This is a genomic window from Geodermatophilus sp. URMC 60 (assembly GCF_053502585.1).
The window spans coordinates 5,008,668-5,030,767 of sequence record NZ_CP199958.1 but is presented as its reverse complement, the minus strand read 5'-3'; the positions used below and the strand labels follow the sequence as shown (position 1 = coordinate 5,030,767).

20 protein-coding genes are annotated in these 22,100 nt (G+C 74.3%); 13 read left to right on the top strand and 7 right to left on the bottom strand.

The genetic code is table 11. The features are described 5' to 3' along the window. Nucleotides 1–146 precede the first annotated feature (146 nt). The 5 genes from serA to ACWIX3_RS23685 all read left to right on the top strand — a co-directional run bounded on the left by serA (nt 147) and on the right by ACWIX3_RS23685 (nt 6,786). Nucleotides 147–1,748, top strand: a complete 1,602-nt coding sequence (gene serA / locus ACWIX3_RS23705; RefSeq protein ID WP_448609794.1) for a phosphoglycerate dehydrogenase — start codon at nt 147–149, stop codon at nt 1,746–1,748. A 16-nt stretch (nt 1,749–1,764) separates the two neighbouring features. After that, nucleotides 1,765–2,787 (top strand): 3-isopropylmalate dehydrogenase, encoded by a 1,023-nt coding sequence (locus tag ACWIX3_RS23700; protein ID WP_448609793.1) that lies wholly within the window; start codon nt 1,765–1,767, stop codon nt 2,785–2,787. Between the two features lie 153 nt (nt 2,788–2,940). Continuing rightward, a complete protein-coding gene (locus tag ACWIX3_RS23695; RefSeq protein WP_448609792.1) occupies nt 2,941–3,810 on the top strand; it encodes an FAD binding domain-containing protein in 870 nt (289 codons plus the stop codon). A gap of 4 nt (nt 3,811–3,814) precedes the next feature. After that, complete coding sequence (locus tag ACWIX3_RS23690) at nt 3,815–4,333, top strand: (2Fe-2S)-binding protein (RefSeq protein ID WP_448609791.1); 519 nt, start codon at nt 3,815–3,817, stop codon at nt 4,331–4,333. After that, nucleotides 4,330–6,786 (top strand): xanthine dehydrogenase family protein molybdopterin-binding subunit, encoded by a 2,457-nt coding sequence (locus tag ACWIX3_RS23685; RefSeq protein WP_448609790.1) that lies wholly within the window; start codon nt 4,330–4,332, stop codon nt 6,784–6,786. Before ACWIX3_RS23690 ends, ACWIX3_RS23685 begins: the two co-directional genes overlap by 4 nt. 34 nt (nt 6,787–6,820) lie before the next feature. Here ACWIX3_RS23685 and ACWIX3_RS23680 read toward each other — a convergent pair whose 3' ends face one another. The 5 genes from ACWIX3_RS23680 to ACWIX3_RS23660 all read right to left on the bottom strand — a co-directional run bounded on the left by ACWIX3_RS23680 (nt 6,821) and on the right by ACWIX3_RS23660 (nt 11,550). After that, the gene (locus tag ACWIX3_RS23680) at nt 6,821–7,498 is read right to left on the bottom strand and encodes a GntR family transcriptional regulator (protein ID WP_448609789.1); all 678 of its coding nucleotides are present in this window, start codon (nt 7,496–7,498) and stop codon (nt 6,821–6,823) included. A 20-nt stretch (nt 7,499–7,518) separates the two neighbouring features. Beyond that, complete coding sequence (locus ACWIX3_RS23675) at nt 7,519–7,821, bottom strand: hypothetical protein (RefSeq protein ID WP_448609788.1); 303 nt, start codon at nt 7,819–7,821, stop codon at nt 7,519–7,521. A 5-nt stretch (nt 7,822–7,826) separates the two neighbouring features. After that, nucleotides 7,827–8,540 (bottom strand): enoyl-CoA hydratase/isomerase family protein, encoded by a 714-nt coding sequence (locus ACWIX3_RS23670; protein WP_448609787.1) that lies wholly within the window; start codon nt 8,538–8,540, stop codon nt 7,827–7,829. Next, nucleotides 8,540–10,078, bottom strand: a complete 1,539-nt coding sequence (locus ACWIX3_RS23665; RefSeq protein WP_448609786.1) for an aldehyde dehydrogenase — start codon at nt 10,076–10,078, stop codon at nt 8,540–8,542. Before ACWIX3_RS23665 ends, ACWIX3_RS23670 begins: the two co-directional genes overlap by 1 nt. Nucleotides 10,079–10,176: 98 nt before the next feature. Next, entirely contained in the window at nt 10,177–11,550 is a 1,374-nt protein-coding gene (locus tag ACWIX3_RS23660; RefSeq protein WP_448609785.1) for a dihydroorotase, read from the bottom strand. A gap of 95 nt (nt 11,551–11,645) precedes the next feature. On the opposite strand from ACWIX3_RS23660, the gene ACWIX3_RS23655 reads away from it, so the two are divergent. Beyond that, nucleotides 11,646–12,668: an asparaginase gene (locus ACWIX3_RS23655; protein WP_448609784.1), complete on the top strand. Its 1,023-nt coding sequence runs from the start codon at nt 11,646–11,648 to the stop codon at nt 12,666–12,668. 137 nt (nt 12,669–12,805) lie between these two features. Here ACWIX3_RS23655 and ACWIX3_RS23650 read toward each other — a convergent pair whose 3' ends face one another. Next, the gene (locus ACWIX3_RS23650; RefSeq protein WP_448609783.1) at nt 12,806–13,954 is read right to left on the bottom strand and encodes a flavin reductase; all 1,149 of its coding nucleotides are present in this window, start codon (nt 13,952–13,954) and stop codon (nt 12,806–12,808) included. A gap of 260 nt (nt 13,955–14,214) precedes the next feature. Here ACWIX3_RS23650 and ACWIX3_RS23645 point away from each other — a divergent pair, with 260 nt between their 5' ends. The 4 genes from ACWIX3_RS23645 to ACWIX3_RS23630 are packed head-to-tail and all read left to right on the top strand — an operon-like array spanning nt 14,215 to nt 17,616. Continuing rightward, a complete protein-coding gene (locus ACWIX3_RS23645; protein ID WP_448609782.1) occupies nt 14,215–15,351 on the top strand; it encodes an LLM class flavin-dependent oxidoreductase in 1,137 nt (378 codons plus the stop codon). Further along, nucleotides 15,348–15,938, top strand: a complete 591-nt coding sequence (locus ACWIX3_RS23640) for a carboxymuconolactone decarboxylase family protein (RefSeq protein ID WP_448609781.1) — start codon at nt 15,348–15,350, stop codon at nt 15,936–15,938. Before ACWIX3_RS23645 ends, ACWIX3_RS23640 begins: the two co-directional genes overlap by 4 nt. After that, a complete protein-coding gene (locus tag ACWIX3_RS23635) occupies nt 15,935–16,735 on the top strand; it encodes an alpha/beta fold hydrolase (protein ID WP_448609780.1) in 801 nt (266 codons plus the stop codon). The genes ACWIX3_RS23640 and ACWIX3_RS23635 overlap by 4 nt, the downstream gene beginning before the upstream one ends. Next, nucleotides 16,639–17,616 carry an NAD(P)-dependent oxidoreductase gene (locus ACWIX3_RS23630; RefSeq protein ID WP_448609779.1) on the top strand — a complete coding sequence of 326 codons (978 nt, stop codon included), beginning with the start codon at nt 16,639–16,641 and terminating at the stop codon, nt 17,614–17,616. The genes ACWIX3_RS23635 and ACWIX3_RS23630 overlap by 97 nt, the downstream gene beginning before the upstream one ends. Here ACWIX3_RS23630 and ACWIX3_RS23625 read toward each other — a convergent pair. Next, nucleotides 17,610–18,887, bottom strand: coding sequence for a PucR family transcriptional regulator (locus ACWIX3_RS23625; RefSeq protein ID WP_448609778.1), 1,278 nt, complete (start codon nt 18,885–18,887; stop codon nt 17,610–17,612). The genes ACWIX3_RS23630 and ACWIX3_RS23625 overlap by 7 nt on opposite strands. Nucleotides 18,888–19,024: 137 nt before the next feature. On the opposite strand from ACWIX3_RS23625, the gene ACWIX3_RS23620 reads away from it, so the two are divergent. The 3 genes from ACWIX3_RS23620 to ACWIX3_RS23610 all read left to right on the top strand — a co-directional run bounded on the left by ACWIX3_RS23620 (nt 19,025) and on the right by ACWIX3_RS23610 (nt 22,097). Continuing rightward, nucleotides 19,025–20,263, top strand: coding sequence for an FAD binding domain-containing protein (locus tag ACWIX3_RS23620; RefSeq protein WP_448609777.1), 1,239 nt, complete (start codon nt 19,025–19,027; stop codon nt 20,261–20,263). Between the two features lie 62 nt (nt 20,264–20,325). After that, nucleotides 20,326–21,309, top strand: coding sequence for a cyclase family protein (locus tag ACWIX3_RS23615; protein ID WP_448609776.1), 984 nt, complete (start codon nt 20,326–20,328; stop codon nt 21,307–21,309). Between the two features lie 35 nt (nt 21,310–21,344). Then, complete coding sequence (locus ACWIX3_RS23610; protein ID WP_448609775.1) at nt 21,345–22,097, top strand: SDR family NAD(P)-dependent oxidoreductase; 753 nt, start codon at nt 21,345–21,347, stop codon at nt 22,095–22,097. Nucleotides 22,098–22,100 lie beyond the last annotated feature (3 nt).

The window sequence follows — 22,100 nt, the reverse complement described above, 5'->3', positions numbered from 1 at the left end:
ATCCGCCGACCCTCCACGCCAGGATGTCCGCCCCGTCCTCACCCGGGCAAGCGACCCACCCCGTCGGAGGGCGGCCGGCAGCGGAGTCGGAGGCTGCAAGGGGCTGGTCGGCCCGGCGACGCCGATCCTCCCTAGGCTGTGGTCCCGTGACCACGACCGCGCCCGTCGTCCTGATCGCCGAAGAACTCGCGCCCAGCGTGCTGGAGGTACTGGGGCGCGACGTCGAGATCCGTCACGTGGACGGCGCCGACCGCGCCGCCCTGCTGCCCGCGCTGGCCGACGCCTCCGCGGTGATGATCCGCAGCGCCACGCAGATCGACGCCGAGGCGCTGGCCGTGGCCCCCAACCTCAAGGTCGTCGCCCGCGCCGGCATCGGGCTGGACAACGTCGACGTGGCCGCGGCGACCGAGCGCGGCGTCATGGTCGTCAACGCGCCGACGTCGAACATCGTCAGTGCGGCCGAGCACGCGGTGGCGCTGCTGCTGGCCGCGGCCCGGCACATCCCGGCCGCCGACGCGTCGCTGCGCGAGGGCGCCTGGAAGCGCTCGATGTTCACCGGCGTCGAGGTCACCGACAAGGTCGTCGGCGTGGTCGGCCTGGGCCGGATCGGCCAGTTGGTGGCCCAGCGGCTGGCCGCCTTCGGGGTCACGCTGATCGCCTACGACCCCTACATCCAGCCGGGCCGCGCCGCGCAGCTCGGCGTGCGCATGGTGTCGCTGGAGGAGCTGCTCCGCGAGGCGGACTTCATCACCATCCACCTGCCGAAGACGCCGGAGACCCTGGGCCTGATCGGCGCCGCGGAGCTGGCCACCACCAAGCGCGGCGTGATCATCGTCAACGCGGCCCGGGGCGGGCTGGTCGACGAGGCGGCGCTGGCCGAGGCGCTGGCGTCGGGCCAGGTCGGCGCGGCGGGCATCGACGTGTACGCCAAGGAGCCGTGCACCGACAGCCCCCTGTTCGGCCTGCCCAACACCGTCGTCACCCCGCACCTGGGCGCCTCGACGACCGAGGCGCAGGACAAGGCCGGCACCGCGGTCGCGCACTCGGTGCGCCTGGCGCTGCAGGGCGAGTTCGTGCCGGACGCGGTGAACGTCCAGGCCGGCGGGGTCGTCGCCGAGGACGTCCGCCCCGGCCTGCCGCTGGCGGAGAAGCTGGGCCGGGTGTTCACCGCCGTCGCCGGTGGGCTGGCCCAGTCGGTGACCGTCGACGTGCGCGGCAAGATCGCCGAGTTCGACGACTCGGTGGTGCAGCTCGCTGTCCTCAAGGGCGTCTTCTCCGACGTGGTCGAGGAGCAGGTCACCTACGTCAACGCCCCGCTGTTCGCCGACCAGCGCGGCCTCGACGTGGCGCTGACCAGCGACGTGGAGAGCCCCGACTACCGCAACCTGATCAGCGTCCGCGGCACCATGGCCGACGGCACCGAGGTGACCGTCTCGGGCACGCTCTTCGGCAAGAACCAGGTGCCCAAGCTGGTCGAGGTCAACGGCTTCGACATGGACCTGGACGCCTCGGGCTACCTGCTCTTCTTCGTCTACACCGACCGGCCCGGCGTCGTCGGGGCCGTGGGCGCGGCGCTGGGGGAGGCCGGCATCAACATCGCCGGCGCCCAGGTCAGCCGCACGAACCGCGGTGGCGAGGCGCTCATGGCGGTGACCGTCGACAGCCCGGTCCCGGCCGAGCTGCTCGGTGACATCGCCGGCCGCATCGGTGCGGGTGAGGCCCGCTCGGCGGACCTGACCCCCCGCTGACCTAGGGTCGGTCCTCATGCGCCTGGCAGTGATCCCTGGAGACGGCATCGGCCCGGAGGTGGTGGCCGAGGGCCTCAAGGTCCTCCGTGAGGTGGTCCCCGACGTCGAGACCACCCCCTACGACCTCGGGGCCGCCCGGTGGCAGCGGACCGGCGAGCTGCTGCCGGACACGGTGCTCGACGAGCTGCGTCAGCACGACGCCATCCTGCTGGGCGCCATCGGCGACCCGGGGGTCCCCAGCGGCATCCTCGAGCGAGGCCTGCTGCTGCGGTTGCGCTTCGAGCTCGACCACCACGTCAACCTGCGGCCGGCCCGTCTCTACGACGGCGTCCGCAGCCCGCTGGCCGAGCCCGGCGAGATCGACATGCTCTGCGTCCGCGAGGGCACCGAGGGCCTGTACGCCGGCAACGGCGGCGTCGTGCGCAGGGACACCCCGCAGGAGATCGCGACCGAGGTCAGCCTCAACACGGCGTTCGGCGTCGAGCGGGTCGTGCGGTACGCGTTCGAGCGGGCGGTGGCCCGGCCCCGTCGGCACCTGACGCTGATCCACAAGACCAACGTCCTCACCCACGCCGGATCGCTGTGGTCGCGCACGGTGGAGGAGATCGCGGCCGAGTTCCCCGAGGTCACCGTCGCCTACCAGCACGTGGACGCGGCGTCGATGTTCTTCATCACCGACCCGGGCCGCTACGACGTCATCGTCACCGACAACCTGTTCGGCGACATCGTCACCGACGTCGCGGCGGCGGTGACCGGCGGCATCGGCATGGCGGCCAGCGGCAACCTGGACACCTCCGGCACCCACCCGAGCATGTTCGAGCCGGTGCACGGCTCCGCGCCGGACATCGCCGGCAAGGGCATCGCCGACCCGACCGCCACGGTGCTCTCGGTCGGCCTGCTGCTCGAGCACCTGGGCCGGGCCGACCAGGCCAGGAAGGTCAACGCCGCGGTCGCCTTCGACCTGTCCACGCGGGGCGGGCAGGACTCCCTGCGCACGCAGGAGGTCGGCGACCGGCTCGCCGCGCTCGCGAGCGGCTGAGTCGCCCGCCGCGGTCCCCGTGGGTCGCGCCCTCCCTTGTGGCACCCACCCAAGGGAGCGCGCACACCCTGGGCCCGGGCACATGGTGGTCGCCCGGCCGGCTCGGCAGGATCACGGGACGCCCGTGAGCTGAGCCGTCGACGAGGTGTTGCCGTGAAACCACCGCCCTTCGAGTACTCGGCCCCGACGAGCGTCCCGGAGGCGGTGGCGCTGCTCGTGGCGCACGCCGAGGAGGAGCCGCGGGTCCTCGCCGGCGGGCAGAGCCTCGTGCCGCTCATGAACTTCCGGCTGGCCCAGCCGGGGCACCTGGTCGACCTGCGGCGCGTGGTGGGGCTGGACACCCTCCGGCTCGATGGCGACTCGCTCGTGGTCGGAGCCATGGTGCGGCAGGCCACGGCTGAGCGGAGCCCCGAGGTGGCGCTCGTCGCGCCCCTGCTCGCCGAGGCCCTCGGCCACGTCGCGCACCCGCCGGTGCGGCACAGCGGCACCGTCGTCGGCAGCATCGCGCACGCCGACCCGGCGGCCGAACTGCCCGCGGTCGCGCTGGCGCTGGACGCGGAGATGACCGCCGTCGGGCCGGGCGGGGAGCGGCGCATCGCGGCGGCCGACTTCTTCCAGGGGCCGTTCACCACCGCGCTCGAGCCGGACGAGATCCTCACCGAGGTCCGGTTCCCGTCCTTCCCCGGCGGTTCCGCTTTCGTCGAGTTCGCCCGCACACACGGCAACTTCGCCATCGTCGGCGTCGCGGCCCTCGTCGCCGTCGTCGACGGGCGGGTGTCCCGCGCGGCGGTCGCGGCCAGCGGCGTGGCGCCCACGCCGGTACGGCTGAGCGCTGCGGAGGAGGCGCTGGCGGGGTCGTCGGGCGACGACGCGGCGGTCACGGCCGCGATCGACGCCGCCACGGCCGGTCTCGATCCGGCGAGTGATGTGCACGCCGGCACCCGGACCCGCATCGACATCGCCCGTGTGGTCCTGCGCGAGGCGATCCACCGCGCGGTCGACCGCGCCCGGGATCGGAGGTGAACCGGTGAGGCACCTGCAGGAGATCACCCTCACGGTCAACGGACGCCGGCACACCCTTGCCGTCGAGCCCCGCCGGCTGCTCGTCGACGTGCTTCGCGACGACCTGGGCCTGGTCGGCACGCACATCGGCTGCGAGCACGGCGTCTGCGGCACGTGCACCGTGCTCCTCGACGGCAGCAGCATCCGGTCGTGCACCACGCTGGCCGTGCAGGCCGACGGGCGGACGGTCCGCACGGTCGAGGGGCTCGGCAACGGTGCGGAGCTGCACCCGCTCCAGGAGGAGTTCTGGGACAAGCAGGGGCTGCAGTGCGGCTACTGCACCCCGGGGATGCTGATGCGCGCCGTCGAGATCCTGGAGCAGGATCCCGACCCGACCCCTCAGCGGGTGCGGGAGGAGATCGCCAGCAACCTGTGCCGCTGCACCGGCTACCAGTTCATCGTCGAGTCCGTCGTGTCCGCTGCCCGACGCATGCGGCAGGACGGTGCCGCGACCCCCGAGCCCAGGACGGGAGCCCAGGCATGACCGCCGTGGACCGCCCAGCACCCCCACCGGTCCGGACCCACAAGGCCGACCGCCGGTGGGTCGGCAAGAGCATCCGCAAGGTCGAGGACCCCAAGTTCCTGCGCGGTCGCGGTGGCTACGTCGCCGACCTCGTCCGGCCGGGCACGCTGCACGCCGCCGTGCTGCGCAGCCCGATGGCGCACGCCCGGATCCTCTCGATCGACACGGCAGCAGCGGAGGCCGCCCCCGGGGTGCACCTCGTCATCACCGGTACCCAGGCCGCCGAGCTGACCGGCCCGCTGCCCGACTTCGGCCCCGACCCGACCAAGCACACCTGGCGCTGCCTGGCCGTGGACAAGGTGCGCTACGCAGGTGAGGGGGTGGCCGTCGTCGTCGCCGACGACCGCTACCTCGCGGAGGACGCCCTCGGCCTGATCGACGTCGAGTACGACCCCCTGCCCCCGGTCGTCGACCCGGAGCGCGCGATCGAGGCCGGGGCCGCGCTGGTCCACGAGGCGCTGGGGAGCAACGTCGCCTACGACCGGGAGTTCACCTTCGGCGACGTCGACCAGGACTTCGCCGAGGCGGACGTCGTCGTCCGCGACCGGCTGCGCTGGCACCGCTCCGGCGGCCAGCCGCTGGAGGCGGTCGGCGCGATCGCCGACTTCGACCCCAGCACCGGCAAGCTGACCGTGCACACGAACTCGCTGAGCTTCACCAGCTACATGTTCATGGCGGCCGGCTCCCTCGGGATCCCCATGAACAAGTTCGACGTCCACCAGGTACCGGCGGGCGGCAGCTTCGGCTCGAAGCTGTTCGTCACGAAGCCGACCGTGATCGCGGGCATGTGCTCGCGCGCCCTGGGCCGCCCCGTGGCGTACCTCGAGGACCGGGTCGACAACATGTCCAACGCCGACCACCACGGCTCCGACCGGGTGTACGACGTCGAGCTGGCCGTCATGCGCGACGGCACGATGCGCAGCATCAGGATCGACTGCGTCGACGACTACGGCGCCTACATCCAGTTCGGCGTCGGTCACCACGGCAACGCCCTCGCCCAGGTCACCGGCCCGTACACCATCGGCAGCGTCCGCTACCGGGTCCGCGCGGCGCTGACCAACAAGAACCAGCAGGGGGCCTACCGGGGCTTCGGCTCCGAGGTGAACAACTGGATGCTCGAGCAGATGGTGGACAAGGCCGCCCGGGAGATCGGCATGGACCCGGTCGAGATCCGGCGGCGGAACTTCATCCGGCCCGAGCAGTTCCCGTACTTCATCCCCAGCGGCAACGTCTACGACAGCGGGAACTACGCCGCCGTCCTGGACGCGACCCTCGCGCTGGCCGACCACGAGCACTGGCGAGCCGAGCAGACCCGGCTCCGCCAGGAGGGGCGCTACATCGGCATCGGCGTGATCTCCGCGCAGGAGCGCAGCGTCTTCTCCGCGACCGAGTTCTGGTTCTGGTTCGACGAGCCCAACGCCCCGGTCACCAGCAGCCCCGAGAGCGTGACGCTGGGAGTGGACGCCACCGGGACGATCACCGCGACCCTGTACTCGTGCGCCTTCTGGGGCAACAGCCCGGAGACCATGGTCGCGCAGCTGGTCGCCGAGGAGTTCGACTGCGACCCGCACGACGTGTCGATCATCTACCACGGCCTCGCCGGCGGTCTGCCGGCCACCGGCCCCGGGGGCTCGCGGACGACGGTGATGCTGGCCGGGGCCGTCGAAGGCGCCTCGGCCAAGATCAAGGCCAAGGCGCGGCGGGCGGCGGCGCACCTGCTGGAGGTCGACCCGGACGACCTCGAGTGGGTCGACGGCGGCTTCCAGGTGCGCGGCGTGCCCGACGAGCGCAAGGGCCTCGACGAGATCGCGGCCATGCTGCACATGTTCAAGCACAGCTTCCCGGAGGACCTGGAGTCCGGCCTCGAGGAGAGCAAGGTCTACGACCACCCGTACACGACGATGCCCTCGGCGGACCGCAGCGACCTCGGCGTCTTCTACCCCTTCATGGGCAACGCCTGCCACGTGCCGGTGGTGGAGGTCGACATCGAGACCGGACGGGTCGACATCCTCGCCTACGCCGCCGTGCACGACTGCGGCACGCTGGTGAACCCGCGGTCGCTGTCCGGGCACATCATCGGCGGGACCGCCCAGGGGATCGGCACCGCACTGTACGAGGAGTTCGTCTACGACGAGCAGGGTCAGCTGGTCACCGGCAGCTTCCTCGACTACTCCATCCCGACCGCCATGGAGGTGCCCGAGCTGCGGATCGGCCACGTCGAGACGCCGTCCCCGTACACCCCGCACGGCATCAAGGGCGGCGGCGAGGGCGGCCGCATGATGGCCCCGGCGGCGCTCAACGCGGCCGTCAACGACGCGCTGGCCCCGCTCGGCGTGAGGGTCACCGAGCTGCCGATGACCCCGGACCGGCTGCGCGCAGCGATCCGGACAGCGGAGGCCGAGGGCCGAGGCTGATCCCGCCCGCGCTGGACAGGGACGGGATCCCCTCTCAGGAGGCGGCGGGGCGCTCCTGCGGCCCGTCGCCGGCCGCTCCGGTCCGCAGCAGGTACTGCAGGATGAAGTCGTGCGACGTCGCCAGGTGCAGGCGGGTCAGCTCGGCGACCTCCCGGGGGTCGCCCGCGCGTACCGCGGCCAGGATCAGGCGGTGCTCCCGGTGCAGGTGCTCGACGTCGCCGATGACGTCGAGGTGCAGGTGCACGTACCGGTCGGTCAACCGGCGCAGCTGCTCGGTCAGGGCCACCATCCGCGGCCGGTCGGCCCGCTCGTAGACCAGGGCGTGGAAGCGCGCGTTGGCCTCCAGCCACTCGCCCGGGGACGTCTCCCCGGCCTCCATCCGGTCGGCCAGCGCGGCCATCCGGGCGATCTCGGCGCGGCCCACGTTGGGGACGGCGATGGCGGTGACCACCGGCTCGATGGCCTCGCGCATCTCGTAGAGCTCCTGGAGCTCCGGTGTGGACAGGCCGGTGACCACGGCACCGGTCACCTCCAGCCGGACCAGGCCCTCGGTGGAGAGGATGTGCAGCGCGTCGCGCACCGGGATGCGGCTGACCCCGTACTCCGCGGCGATGTCGGCCTGGGACAGCACGGTCCCCGGGGGGATCGCCCCCGTCCACAACCGCTCGCGGAGTCCCCTCGCGACGCGGCTGCCCGCTGACTCCTCGGCCATCCTCAGCTCACCTCGGCCCCTCAGGTCGACGTCGGGAAGTGGTAGCTGGCCGCCGAGGGTCCCACGGCGGCCGGCCGGCGCTCGGTGACCACCTTGCTCCGGGTGTGGAACTCCACGCCATCCGGGCCGGGGATCCGGCTCGGCCCGACGAGGGAGTCCGTCCAGCCCGCCGCGGCGACCCGCACGGCCTCGTCGACGTCCGCGGCCGAGCCGAGGACGACCTCGGCCTGCCGACCGCCCGTGGCCGGGTCCCGGACCGGTGCGGTGCCGGTCGGGGACCCGGCGGTGGGCTTGCCGCCGGTCCAGTGCTCGGTGGTCCGCACAGCGGTCACTGCTCGCCGCGGCGCAGCGAGCCGACCACCAGCCGGTCGATGCTCATGTCCAGGGCCTGGTCGTCGCCGACCGCGCCGAAGGCCCGGATCATGTCCTTGATCTCGGCGTGCACCCGGGGACTGCGGGCGCGCAGCTGGGCCACCCGCTCGTCGACGTCCTTGCGCAGCTCCTCCGCGCTGCCGACGACGGCGTTGAGCAGTCCCAGCTCCAGCGCGCGGGCGGCCGGGACCTGCTCACCGGTCGCGGTCAGCCAGAAGGCCTGCCGCTCGCCGATCTTGCGGGGCAGCCAGGCCAGCACCAGTGCCGGCGCGAGCCCGATGCCGACCTCGGGGAAGGAGAAGCGGGCGTCGGTGACGGCGACCGCGACGTCGCAGGCGGCCAGCACCCCGACGCCGAAGCCGGCCGCGTCCCCCTGGACCTCGGCGACGGTCACCAGCCGGGTGCGCCGGAACGCCCGCGTGACCGTGACCAGCGTCTCCGCCTCGCCACGCACCACGCCCGGGGCGGTGCTCGTGCCACCGCGCTCGCGGCCCCGGCAGAACGCCTCGCCCACCGAGCGCACCCGCAGCACGTGCGCGCCCTCGGGCGGAGCCTCGAGCACACCGACCAGCTCCCGCAGGTCGGCCAGGGTCCAGAGGTTGTCCGGACCGCGGTCCAGCTCCGCGACGACGACGCCGTCGGTGACCGGTGAGATCGACAGCCCGGCCATCAGTTCAGCCGTCCCGTCGCCCGGCCGCCGTACCAGTCGACGTCGTCCGGCGCGGTGCGCACGGTGATCGCGCGGACGTGCGTGAAGTCGTGGAAGGACTCCCAGCCGCCCTCGCGGCCGGTACCGCTCTCCTTGAGGCCGCCCCAGGGCGAGGAGGGGTCGAGCCGGTGGTGGTCGTTGACCCAGACCATCCCCATCTCCAGCTGCTGGGCGACGCGGTGCGCCCGGGCCACGTCACGCGTCCAGATCGCCGACCCGAGCGCGAACGGCGAGTCGTTGGCCAGCCGGATCGCCTCGTCCTCGTCGTCGAAGGGGATCACCACGACCACCGGGCCGAAGATCTCCTGCTGCGCGATCTGCATGTCGTTGCGGACGTCGGCCAGCACCGTCGGCTCGATGAAGAAGCCGCCCGGGAGGCCGGGGACGTCGGCGGCCCGGCCGCCGGTGACCAGCCGGGCGCCCTCGGCGATGCCGCTCTGGACGTGGCCGAGGATGCGGGTGCGGGCCCGCTCCGAGATCACCGGCCCGAGCTGCGTCTCGGGCAGCGAGGGGTCGCCGATCCGGATCTGCTGCGCCTGGGTGGCCAGGCCGTCCACGACCTCGTCGTAGATGCCGCGCTGGACCAGCAGCCGGCTGCCCGCGATGCAGGTCTGCCCGGCGCCGATGAAGCCGGCGAAGGCGGCCCCTCGGGCGGCGGTGTCGACCGGGGTGTCGTCGAAGACCAGCACCGGCGACTTGCCGCCCAGCTCCAGGGTGGCCTTGGCGAACCGGTTCGCCGCGGCCAGGGAGATGGCCCGGCCCACTTCGGTGCCGCCGGTGAAGACCACCTTCTTGACCAGCGGGTGCTCGGTCAGCGCCGCCCCGGCGGTGCGGCCGAGGCCGTTGATGACGTTGAGCACGCCCGGCGGGATGCCGGCGTCGGTGGCGATGTCGCCGAGCAGCATGGCCGTGAGCGGCGTCTGCTCCGACGGCTTGAGGACGACGCTGTTCCCGGTCGCCAGCGCCGGCGCCAGGCTCTTCGACGCGATCATCATCGGGTGGTTGAACGGGGCGAGGATGCCGACCACGCCGAGCGGGAAGCGGCTGGTGTAGGCGTGGTAGTCGCCGCGGAGGGGGACCACGGCGTCCCGGTCGGCCAGCAGCAGCGCGGCGTTGTAGCGGTACCACTCCGCGAGCCGCGTGATCTGCGCCTTCGTCTCGGTGATGGGCCGGCCGTTGTTCATCGTCTCCAGCGTGTAGAGGTCCGCCATGCGGGCCTCGATGCCGTCGGCGAAGCGGTGCAGCAGCCGTGCGCGGTCGTGGATCGGCATCCGGCTCCACGCGCCGGAGCGGAACGTCTCGTCGGCCACGCGGACGGCGCGGTCGACGTCCGCGGCGTCGGCCGCCGCGACGGTCGCGAAGGCCTCGCCGGTCGCGGGGTTGACGACGTCGATCGGCTCGGCGCCGCCGGGGGACAGCTCCCCGCCGATCCGCAGACCGGTCGGCAGGGAGGCGACCGGCAGGTCCACGACGTCGGGGACGGGGCTGGACAGGGTCACGGGGGCTCCTCGTGGGGGGCAGATGGTCGTATGCGGAGAAGCGCCTCCGTATACGGCTGACCGGACCATAGGTGGCGACGGCCCGCCGGGGCAAGACCTCAGGCCGACACCGGGGACGCGCCGGCGCCGGGCAGGAAACGGCCACCGCGGGCGCGCAGGGGCCGCCCCTCCTCGGCGACGAGCGTGCCGCGCAGGTAGGTCTGGACGACGCGGCCGCCCACGGTGCGGCCGTCGTAGGGCGTCCACCCGGCCTTGGAGAGGACGTCGGCGTTGCGCAGGGTCCGTCGGCCGGCGGGGTCCACGAGCACCAGGTCGGCGTCCGCGCCCGGGGCGATCCGGCCCTTGCGCGGCCACAGGCCGTAGGCGCGGGCAGGCCGCTCGGCGTAGACGCGGGCCACGTCCTCGTGGGCGAGGTGGCCACGGGCGACGGCGTCGAGCAGCAGCTGCATGGTGCTGTCGAGGCCGGGCAGCCCGAAGTGCACGTTCCAGATGTCGCCGGCGCGCTTCTGCTCGAGCGTGGACGGGGCGTGGTCGCTCGACATGTGGGTGAGGACGCCGGAGCGCAGCAGCTGCCACATCTCCGCCTCGTCGGCGTCGGTGCGGGCCCGTGCCGGCGGGGTGAACTTGCGCAGCGCGCCGGCGTCGAGCACCTCGTCCTCGCGCAGCAGGAAGTACTGCGGGCAGCCCTCCGCCGCCAGTACCGCGCCGCGGGCGCGTTCGGCCGCCAGGTAGGCGGCGACCTCCGGGTGGCTGACGTGGGCGACGGTGGCCCGGGCGCCCGTGCGACGGACGAGCAGGGCGGCGACGGCGGCGGCGACGAGCTCGGCGTCCCGGTTGCGCCAGTCGGGCAGGATCCCCCCGTCGGTGCGTCCCTGCTCCCGCAGCAGGGTCTCGGCCGCCCCGGTCAGGGACTCGTCCTCGCAGTGCAGCAGGCTCACCGCCCCGGCGAGGGCGGTCGCCTCCAGGTGCTCCTTGAGGCGGGCCGGGTCGTGTCCGGGCACCCCGTGGGTGGTGCACGTGAAGACCTTGAAGAACGCCGCACCGGCCGCCCACAGGGCGGCGACGTCCCCCGCCCGCCCCGGCCAGGCGTGCGCGGCCAGCCCGTAGTCGACGTCGGCGCGCTCGCGCAGGTACGCCGTCTTGTCCCGCAGGTCGTCGGCGGTGCGGACCGGGTCGCCGTGGGTGTGCTCCACGATCGTGGTGACGCCCGCGGCGGCCGCCGCGGCGGTCCCGGTCGGGAAGTCCTCCCGCTCGGGGCTGCCGGGGTCCATGAGGTGCACGTGGGTGTCGACGCCGCCGGGGAGGACGACCAGCCCGGCGGCGTCGACGGTCCGGGCGGCGGTCGGGCTCCCGGTCGCCACCGGCGGGCCCACGTGGACGACGACGCCGTCCCGGACGCCCACGTGCGCGCGGCGGCGCCCGGCCGGGGTCACCACGGTGCCCCCCGCGACGAGCAGGTCCAGGTCGGTCATGCGGTCCTCCTGACGACGGACGGGGGGAGGGGGGCCCTACGGTGTCCCGGCCGGACGTCGACGGGGCCTCCGGACGGGGACGGGAGGGCGCCGGCGTGGACGGACAGGTGCAGCGGCCGCGGGTGGCCGTGGGCTCGCTGGGCGGCACCATCACGATGACCGCGCCGGCCGACGGCGGCGGTGTGCGGCCGGAGCTCGACGCGGCCGACCTGCTGCGCAGCGTGCCGGAGCTCGGCGGGGTCGCCGAGCTCGGTGCCACCACGCTGCAGACCGTCCCGGGCGCCTGGCTGCGGCCGGCCGACGTGGTGGCCGCCGCCGAGTGGGCCGCCGGGCAGGTCGCCGCGGGAGCCGGCGGCGTCGTGCTGGTGCAGGGCACCGACACGATCGAGGAGACCGCCCACCTCATCGACCTGTTCTGGGACCGCCCGGAGCCCCTCGTCGTCACCGGCGCGATGCGCGCCCCGTCGGCACCCGGTGCGGACGGGCCGGCCAACCTGCTCGCCGCGGTGCGGGTCGCGGCGGACCCCGGCGCGCGGGACCGCGGGGTCCTGGTGGTGCTCGCCGACGAGGTGCACGCCGCCGCGCGGGTCCGGAAGACCGACAGCATCGCGCTGCACGCCTTCACGTCGGGTTCGTTCGGTCCGGTGGGCAGGGTCCACGAAGGCACGGTCACCTTCGCCGCGCGGGCGGCGCGCTGGCCGGCGCTGCCCCGCCCCCGGGAGGGGAGCGATCCGAGGGTCGCCCTCCTCGAGACGCACCTCGGTGACCGCGGGGAGCTGCTGGACCTGGTGGCCGGCGCCGGCTGGGACGGGGTGGTCGTGGCCGGCTTCGGCGCCGGGCACCTCTCGGCGGCGGCAGCGGAGGTGGTCGGCGCGGTGGTGCGGCGGTGTCCGGTGGTGCTGGCCAGCCGCACCGGCGGTGGCCCGGTGCTCGCGGGCACCTACGGTTTCGTCGGCTCCGAGGAGGACCTCCTGGCCCGGGGCGTGCTGCCGGCCGGGTGGCTCGATCCGCGCAAGGCGCGGCTGCTCCTCTGGGCGCTCCTGGCCGGCGGCGCGGACGCCGCGACGGTGCGGGCGACCGTGACCGCCCGGGGCGCCGCCCCCGCCGGGCCGTCCTGAGAGGGGACCCTCCTGCCCCGCGGCCCCGTGCCGAGGCCCGCCCCGAGCCTGCGAGAGGCGAGGAGGACGGGGTCCTCCTGCAGGAGGGCCGCTCTCCCCGCCCCTCAGGAGGTCGGAACACTGCCCCGGACGGCGGCTCAGAGCCGGCCGCCGGTCTGCTGGAGGATCTCCCGGACCCGCTGCTTGGCCAGGTCGGTGTAGCGGTACACCGCGGCCCGGGCCGCCGCGGCATCGCCCCTCTCCAGGCCCTCGGTGATGCCGCGCTGGGCCTCGATGAAGCTCTGCGACGTCACCGGGGTCGCGCCGAAGCTGCGGGTCATCACCGACTTGATGTGCAGCTGCGCGAACGCCGTGGTCAGCGGTGCGCTGTGGGCCAGCGAGACCAGCTCCTCGTGGTAGGCGTAGTTGGCGTCGAGGTAGCCGTCGAAGTCGACGAAGCGCTCCCCGACGAGCAGGGCGGCCATCGCCTCGAAGCGGGAGCGCAGCCCGGCGAGCTCCGGCTCCGGCACCCGCCCGCACACCATGTCGATGACACCCAGCTCGATGGCGCAGCGGGCGTCGAAGGTCTCGTCGGAGGTCCGCGCCGTGAACGGGACGACGACGTACCCGCGTTCGGGGTCCCGGCGGACCAGGCCCTCGGCGGCCAGCCGGGTGAGGGCGTAGAAGGCCGCGGGCTTGTCCACCTCCAGGGAGTAGGCCAGGTCGTCGAGCAGCAGCACGGTGTCCGCGGCGTACCGGCGCTCGAGCACCTGCTGGCGGGCCCGCTGGTAGACGGCGTCGTCGCGGGCGAACTCGAAGCGGCCGAAACCGCCGCGGAAGTAGGTGAGGGGCGAGCCCTCCGCCGCCTCGGCCCGGCGGACCCGGCCCAGGAAGACGGTGTGGGTCGCGGCCCGGACCTCCTCGACCACCTCGCACTCGATGCGCGCCAGTGCCTCGGTCAGCAGCGGCACCCCCAGGTCGCCCTCGCTGACCTGCACCCCCGCGAACTTGTCCGACGAGGGCGTCGCGAACTGGTGGGCCAGGTGACCCTGCCCCTCGCCGAGCACGTTGACGCCGTAGGCGCCGCTCGCCGAGACGGCGGCACAGGTTACCGACGAGGTGTTCAGGCAGGCCAGCATCATCGGCGGGTCCAGCGACAGGGACGTCACCGAGCTCGCCGTCATGCCGTAGGGCCCCTCGGCGGTGCGGGTCGTCACCAGGGTCACCCCGCTGGCGAGGTGCCCCACGACGTGCCGGAAGGTCGTGGCGTCGAGCGCGGGGGCAGCTGCCGGCTCGGGAGTAGTCACGCGGACCGTCCTCGCTGTGGCGTGCCGCGCCCCGAGCGGGCGCGGACCTGTCCCGAGTAGACCGGGAGGACCGCCGCGGGGGGATGGCGGAGCGCGTCACCCCGCAGGGATCCGGATGCCGGGGGCCGTCAGCCCGGCGGGCCCGACTCACGGCGTCCGTCATCGCCCGCCGGCCAACTTGTCCGCCGCCGACACTGCCCGGCCGGCGGTCGTGGCCCTTGACTGGGGGCGTCCACCGACCGAGCCCTGAGGAGACCGTCGTGAGACTGGGCTACTTCGCCATGCCGATGCACCCGCAGGGGCGCCCGTGGGCCGAGACCCTGCGGGAGGACCGCGAGGCGGTGATCCTGGCCGACGGGCTCGGGTTCCACGACGCGTTCATCGGCGAGCACCTGACCGACCGCCACGAGAACATCACCAACAGCCTGGTGTTCCTCGCGACGCTGATCCCGGAGACCTCACGGATCCGGCTGGCGACCGGGACGACGAACCTCTCGCACATGCACCCGGCGCTCGTCGCCGTCAACAGCGCGATGTTCGACCACCTCTCCGGCGGGCGGTTCATCCTCGGGGTCAGCCCCGGGGCCCTGCCCTCGGACGCCGAGCTGCTGGGCATCCTCGGCGAGGACCGCAACCAGATCTTCGCCGAGGCGATCGACGTCATCACCGGGCTGTGGGAGCGGGAACCGCCCTACGACATCGACCTGCCCGGCAACCGGTTCACGGTCACCACGGCGTCGACCTACGACGGCGACGTGGGCGTCGGGATCGTCGGGAAGCCGCTGCAGACCCCACGGCCGGAGATCGTCGGCACCGTCGTCGCGCCGTTCTCCAAGGGCGTCGTGGCCATGGGTGCCCGGGACTTCCACCCCCTGTCGGCCAACTTCCTCCTACCGCAGTGGGTGGCCACGCACTGGCCCAACTACGTGGAGGGCAAGCAGTCCGCCGGCGCGACCGCCTCGCCCGCGGACTGGCGCGTCGCCCGCACGGTGTTCGTCGCCGACGACGCGGCCGTCGCCGAGGCCTACGGGCGGGCCGACGAGGGCAGCCCCTACCGCTACTACTACGGGAAGATGCTCGGCAAGATGCGGTCGCTGGGCCGCCTCGGGCTGTTCAAGACCTCCCGGGAGCAGCCCGACGACGAGATCACCCTCGACGGCGTGCTCCGGGACCTGGTGATCTGCGGGACGCCGGACTCCGTCGCCGAGCAGGTCCTGGCCCTCCGCGAGCAGACCGGGGACTTCGGCGAGCTGGTCTACGCCGGTCTGGACTGGGTCGACCCCGAGCTGGCCAGGCGCTCGATGGAGCTGATGGCGACCAAGGTGATGCCGCAGGTCAACGAGGCGCTGGGCGAGGACGACGGTCCCGTGCCGACCGGCGGGGAGGGCCGGCCGTGACCGCGTCCCCGGTCGAGGACCGGTTGCCCCTGCCACCGGACGAGGAACTGACGGCCGAGCAGCGGGCCGCGGTGGCGGAGATCAGCGCGGGACCGCGCGGCGGGGTCATCGGCCCGTTCGCCCCCCTGCTCCGCAGCCCGCAGCTGATGACCCGCCTGCAGAAGGTGGGGGAGCACCTGCGCTTCTCCAGCCCCCTGGACCGCCGGCTGTTCGAGATGACGATCCTGTACGTCTCCCGCTGGTGGGACCAGGACTTCGAGTGGAGCTACCACCACCCCCTGGCCCTCGAGGCCGGGCTGGACCCGGCGATCGCCGATGCCATCGGCGAGGGCCGGCGCCCGGAGGGGATGGACCCGGCCGCCGCCGCGGTGTGGGACCTGCTCGACGAGCTGCACCGCACCAGGCAGGTCAGCGACGCGACCTACGCCCGGGCGCTGGCCGAGCTGGGGGACGCCGGCGTCGTGGAGGTGGTCGGTGCGGCCGGCTACTACACCACCCTGGCCATGGTCATGAACGTCGCCCGCACCCCCGTGCCGGGCGGGTCGACCCTGCCCGCCACGGGCGCCCAGGACGGAGCGCTCCGGTGAGCACTCCGTCCGCGAGCAGCACGTCCCTCCCCACACCCGTCCTGCACCGGACCGGCGAGGGGCCGCCGGTCCTGCTGCTGCACCCGCTGGGTGTCGACCGGACGTTCTGGGACGACGTGGCCCCGCGGCTGGCCGGGGCCGAGGTGCTGACCTACGACTTCCCCGGCCACGGGGAGACGCCGGTCCCCGAGCAGCCCTACACGATCGAGGACCTCACCGAGCAGGCCGCGGCGCTCCTCGCCGACGCGGGTGCGGTCCCCGCGGACGTCGTCGGCGTCTCGCTCGGCGGGCTGGTCGCGCAGCGGCTGGCCGCCTGCCACCCGGAGCTGGTGCGCCGGCTGGTGGTGGTCGACGCCGTGGCGGTCTACCCGCCGCCGCTGAAGCAGCAGTGGCGCGACCGGGCCGCGGCGACCCCGGTCCAGGGGCTCGAGCCGCTGCTCGACCCCACGCTCGCGCTGTGGTTCACCGCCGACCGGCTGGCGGCCGGCGGGCCGGTCGTCGAGCGGGTCCGGCGCACGTTCCTCGCCGGGGACCCCCGCGGCTACGCGCACGCCTGCACGGCGCTCGAGGAGGTGGACCTGACCGGCGTCGTCGGCCGGATCTCCGCGCCCACGCTCGTCGTCTGCGGGGAGGACGACGCCCCGCCGTTCACCGCCGCCGCCCGCGAGCTCGCCGCCGCGCTGCCCGGTGCCCGGCTGGTGTGGCTGTCGCCGGCGCGGCACGCGGGCGTCCTGGAGCAGCCCGAGCAGTTCGTGCAGGCGCTGACCGGGTTCCTCGCGGACGGAGCGGCCCGGTGACGCGCGAGCCGGTCGGCTTCCTCGGCCTCGGGGTGATGGGCTCGGCGATGAGCGGGCACCTCCTCGCGGCCGGCTTCCCGGTCGTCGGCTTCGACCCCGACCCCGGCCGCCGCGCCGACCACGAGCGGCGCGGTGGCTCGGTGTGCGCGAACCCGGCCGAGGTGGCCCGGGCCGCCGACGTCGTCGTGACGTCGTTGCCCAGCGCCGCGGCCCTGGTCGAGGTGCTCGACGGGGAGGACGGGCTGCGCGACGGGGCGCGTCCGGGCCTGGTGGTCGTGGAGACCAGCACCCTCTCCCCGGACAGCAAGCGCGAGGGGGCCGAGCGGGCCGGTGCCTTCGGCGCCACGCTGCTCGACTGCCCGATGAGCGGTACCGGCCAGCAGGCGCGCGACGGCGACCTGGTCGCCTACCTCAGCGGGGAGGACGCGGCGAAGGAGCGGGCGCGGCCGGTGCTCGAGGCCTTCACCCGCGCGCAGTACGACCTGGGCGCCTTCGGCCAGGGCACCGCCATGAAGCTCGTGGCCAACCTGCTGGTGGCGGTCCACAACGCCGCCGCCGCCGAGGCGCTGCTGCTCGCCCAGCGCGCCGGGCTGGACCTGGAGCAGGTGCTGACCGCGGTGGGGGACGGGGCCGGCGGCTCCCGCATGCTGCAGGTCCGCGGCCCGCTCATGGCGGCCGGCCGGTACCGGCCGGCGACGGCCACGGTCGCCACGATGCAGAAGGACAACGGCCTCATCGCGCAGTTCGCGCACAGCGTGGCCAGCCCCACGCCGCTGTTCTCGGCCACCGCCGTCCTCTACGAGGCCGCGGTCGCCCAGGACCGGCTCACCGAGGACACCGCCTGCGTGTTCGGTGTCCTGCAGCGGCTGGCCGGTCAGTGACGGGTCCGGGCGGGGGCGTCCGGCCGGGCGGGACCGGCGAGCAGCCGTTGCAGACGGAGGGCCACCTGCAGCTCCGTCCGGCGCTCGGTCAGCGGGTGGCCCAGGTGCTCCTCGGCCCGGTGCAGCCGGTTGCGCACCGTGTGCTCGTGCAGCTGGAGGTGCTCGGCGGCGGCGACGTGGCTGCCCAGGCGGAAGGACGCCTGCAGCGTCTCGCGCAGCCGGGCGGCCTCGGCGGTGTCCTCGGCCAGCGGGCCCAGCTCCGTGCGCACGAAGCGGCGGCCCCGCTCGGGGTCGCGCAGCAGGATGACCTCCAGGGCCACGTCGGCGTGCTCGAGCACCCGCGGCGCGGTGCCGCGTCCCCACGCGGCCCGCACCCGCTCGACGTCCTGGGCCTGCTCGTGGGCCTCGCGGAACCCGGGCAGTCCGCCCAGCGGCTCGGACACCGAGGCCTCCACGCCCGCGTCGGCGAGAGCGGACAGCAGGCGCCGGTGCGCCTCGCGGGTCCAGGCCGGGAGCGTCAGCCACACCGCCGTCCGGCTCAGGTCGAGCGGGTGCACGAGGGTCTGCCGGACGCCGGTGCGCGCGCGCACGCCGGTCATCAGGCTGCCTGCGGCGCCCTCGGCCACCTCCGGCAGCAGGACGACGACGTGCTCGCCGCCGAGGTCGTGGTCGAGCGTGATGAGGTCCGAGGGCGCCAGGGAGGTCCGGTTCCCGCGCAGGATCTCCCGCACCAGGCCCTGCCGGACGTGCGCCCGGGTGCGGCTGAGCGCCTCGTCCACGCGCGCGTGGTTCTCCGCGACCAGCGAGGCCACGTGGTCCTGGTAGTCGAGGATCGTCGTGGTGAGCCGCGCCAGGGCCCGCACCGCCTCCCCGCGGGGGACGTCGGCGGCCTCGGCGACCTCCTGCAGCCGGTCGGCCCACGCCCGCCACATCTCGGCGAAGCCGACCCGGTAGGAGCGCTGCAGGGCGGTCTGCGGGATCCGCAGCTCGGCCTGCACCCGGGCGAACACCAGCGGCTGCTCCAGGCGCACCGCCTCCAGGGGCAGCCGGCCGCAGAGGACGTCCTGCAACAGCCGCAGGTTCTCCCGGACGCTGGCGCGCAGGTGCTCGGCGAACCCGGCGTCCTCCGCCAGGTCGGGGAAGGCGACGGCGACGTCGCGGGCCACCACGCGCTCGCACAGGTCGACCAGGTCGACCTCCGCGGCCATCTGCCGGACCCAGCCGGGCAGTGGCTCGCGGCCGGTCAGCGCTGGGTCGGCCGCGTCGAGCACCGGGTCCCTCCCTCCGCCGACGGCCGCCGAGACGCTACACGTGACCGAGGGCACGTTCCAGGATGCGTACCGGACCTGACGCCCAGGAGTGAGGAGCCCCCTGCCATGGTCCCCAGCCCGACCCGGCCGTGGTCGTCGTGAGCGCCGGGGGGACCGGTCGGCTGCCCGGACGCCGGCCCCTGCGGGTCGCCGTCCTCGGCGGCTCGCTCATCGGTCTGACCACGGCGCTGGTGTTCCGCGACATCGGCTGCGACGTCGACGTCTACGAGCGGTCCCGCTCGCCGCTGGAGGGCCGGGGGGTGGGGATCGTGCTCCACCCCGCGACGACGCGCTACCTGCTGGAGAACCGGCTGCTCGACCTCGCCGCGGTCAGCACGTCGGCCACCTACCACCGCTACCTCGCCGACGACGGCTCGGTCCTGACCGAGGACGCCCGCCGGCACCACTTCACCGGCTACAACACCCTCTACGGGACGCTGCTGACCGCCTTCGGTCGCGACCGCTACCACCTCGACTCCGAGGCGACGGGCATCCGGCAGACGGCCGACGACGTGGAGATCACCTTCGCCGACGGCCGCACCGCCGGCTGCGACCTGCTGGTGGGGGCCGACGGCGTCTCCTCGTTCACCCGCCGGGCCATGCTCCCCGACGTCCGGCAGCGCTACGGCGGCTACGTGGCGTGGCGCGCCGTCGTCGACGAACGGGAGCTGAGCCCGGCGACGTTCGCGGCGCTGGACGACTCGCTCACCTACTACGTCCGCCCCGGCACGCACGCGCTCACGTACCCGATCCCCAACTACGACGGCGCGGTGGAGCCGGGGCGCCGGCTGATGAACCTGGTCTGGTACCGCAACGTGCCCGAGGGTGCGCCGCTGGCCGACCTGCTGACCGACCGGTCCGGGCGCCGTCGGGACGTGTCCCTGCCGCCCGGAGCGGTGCGGGACGAGCACCTGGCCGACTTCCGGGCCGCCGCGCGCGAGCAGCTGCCGCCACCGCTGGCGGAGGTCGCCGCGAAGAGCCAGGCGCCCTTCCTCCAGGTCATGGTCGACATCGAGGTCCCCCGGATGGCGTTCGGCCGGGTGGCGCTGGTCGGCGACGCCGCGTTCGCCGTCCGGCCGCACGCAGCCGCGGCCACCGCCAAGGGAGCCGACGACGTGTGGGCGCTGGCCGCGGCGCTGGTGCGGTCGGGGGGCGACGTCCGGGAGGCGCTGCGGCTGTGGGAGCCGGCCCAGCTGGACCTCGGCCGCGCACTGCTCGCCCGCACGCGTGACCTCGGCGAGGGAGCCCAGTTCCGCAGCGACTGGGTCCCCGGCGACCCCTCGCTCACCTTCGGGCTGCGGGTCCCCGGCGACTCCGCGGACATGCCCGTGCAGTGACCGGCCCGGTCGACCCGCGTCCCAGCCCGGTCCGCGGACCCACCCACCCACCAGGAGGAACCATGGCCAGCTCACCGGCCGATGACGTGCCCTTCCGCGGCGACGACGTCATCCGGGACTACATCGGGAAGTTCTCGAACTGGGGACGCTGGGGGGAGGACGACCAGCTCGGGGCGCTCAACCACGTAGGCCCGGAGCAGGTGCTCGCTGCCGCCCGCTCGGTCCGGCAGGGCAAGGTCATCTCGATGGGCCTGCCGCTGGACCTCGACGGCCCGCAGTCCGGTGGTTTCCGCGCCAACCCGCTGAACATGATGACCGCGACCGGCACCGACTACCTGGCCGGCAAGCAGGACCCGCTCCCCGGCGGGTTCGGCCCGTCCAAGGGGTTCGGCTTCTCCGACGACGTCCTGGTCACCCCCAACCAGTCCGGCAGCCAGTGGGACGGCCTCGCGCACATCTTCTGGAAGGGGCGGATGTACAACGGCTTCGACGCCGGCAACGTCACCGCCAAGGGCGCCGCCACCTGCGGCATCCAGGTCGCGAAGGACAGGTTCGTGATGCGCGGCGTGCTGCTGGACGTCGCACGGCACAGGGGCGTCGACTGCCTGGACCCGGGTTACGCGATCACCAGTGAGGACCTCGACGCCACCGCGGCCGCGCAGGGCGTGGAGATCCGCACCGGCGACGCGGTCGTCGTGCGCACCGGCATGACCGAGACCCGGCGCGGCGCCTGGGGGGACTACAACGGCGGGGACGCGCCGGGCCTGTCGCTGCACACCGCGCCGTGGCTGCACGAGCACGACGTCGCGGCCATCGCCACCGACACGTGGGGCTGCGAGGTGCGGCCCAACGAGATCGACCTGTTCCAGCCGCTGCACATCGTCGCCCTGGTGCACATGGGCATCCCGTTCGGCGAGATCTGGGACCTGCAGGCCATCGGCGAGGACTGCGCCGCGGACGGCGTCTACGAGTTCCTGCTGTCCGCGGCCCCGCTGCCCATCACGGGTGCGGCCGGCTCCCCGATGAACGCGGTCGCGGTCAAGTGAGCGCCGGGGTGCTCCTCGAGGGTCAGGTGGCGGCCGTGACCGGTGCGGGCACCGGCATCGGCCGGGAGATCTCCCTGAGGTTGGCCGCCGAGGGGGCCGACGTCGTGCTGACCGGCCGCTCGACCGAGGCCATGGAGGAGGTCGCCGGGCTGGTCCGGGCGGAGGGCCGGCGTGCCCTGCCCCTCGCGATGGACCTGCGGGACCCGGACTCCATCACCGCCGCCGCGAAGGCGGCCGAGGCGGAGTTCGGCCGGGTCGACGTGCTGGTCAACAACAGCGGGGTCGGCGGGCCGAGCGCGCCACTGGTGGACATGCCGCTCGACGAGTGGGAGGACACCTTCCGGGTCAACGTGACCGGGACGATGCTGGCCTGCAAGGCGTTCCTCCCCGGCATGCTCGCCCGCCGGTCGGGCTCGGTGGTGGTCATCGGCTCGGTGACCGGCAAGCGCCCACTGGTCAACCGCACGCCCTACGCCGCGTCGAAGACGGCGCTCATCGGCCTGGTGCGCACGCTGGCCTGGGAGGTGGGCTCGTCGGGGGTGCGGGTCAACCTGGTCTCGCCGGGTGGGGTGGAGGGGGCACGGATCGACTGGGTGCTCGAGCAGCAGGCCGTCTCGCGGGGCATCACCGTGGAGCAGGCCCGGGCGGAGTTCGCCGGGGGAGCGGCCCTGCAGCGGCTGACCAGCCCGCGCGACGTCGCCGACGCCGTGGCCTTCCTGGCGTCGCCGCGCGCCGCGGCGATCACCGGGGAGGACCTCAACGTGTCGGCCGGGCTGGTCATGTACTGACCG